The organism is Oleiphilus sp. HI0066, from assembly GCF_001635725.1.
In genome coordinates this window covers 1-498 of sequence record NZ_LWFH01000420.1, presented here as the reverse complement: position 1 = coordinate 498, position 498 = coordinate 1, and the positions used below count along the sequence as shown (strand labels likewise).

Genomic DNA, 498 nt, shown 5'->3' with positions numbered 1-498 from the left:
TTATTACGCTGCTTACAGCGGCCTGCGCTACACGTTTTTTCCATCCCTCGCACTCACCGCAAGCCTCTCTCACGAAGTCCGTCCGCCCAAACTTAGCGAATTGTTTGGTGACACCGGTTCGTTGTTAGGCAATGACGAGCTGGTCGAAGAGTATGCAACCAACGCGGAACTTGGGTTGCAGTTTTTGCAGGGGAATTCCAACCTTAACTCCTCCTTGTTTTACAGATCACTAAAAGATGCGATTGTCGTTATTTTCGATTCGCGCGGAATAGGTCGCGCTGAAAACGCTGCAAGTGCGCAGATATATGGTCTTGAAGTAGACGGGAGCATTCTATTGACTGAATTTTGGAAAGCTGGGTTAAGGGCGACTTTGCAAAGTAGTGAAGACACGTCTGATATCCCAGCTTTTAAGGGGAACTCTCTCGCTGGCGTGTATGAATCTGCCGCGACTATTTCAAATGAATTGTCGGTGTTCGACTACAAGCTAAATTTGGAGTA

At 47.6% G+C, this 498-nt stretch carries 1 protein-coding gene; it reads left to right on the top strand.

What is annotated here, in order from left to right; translation table 11 throughout:
* A partial coding sequence (locus A3738_RS05665; RefSeq protein WP_156503996.1) for a TonB-dependent receptor domain-containing protein occupies positions 1-498 on the top strand: 498 nt, incomplete at both ends.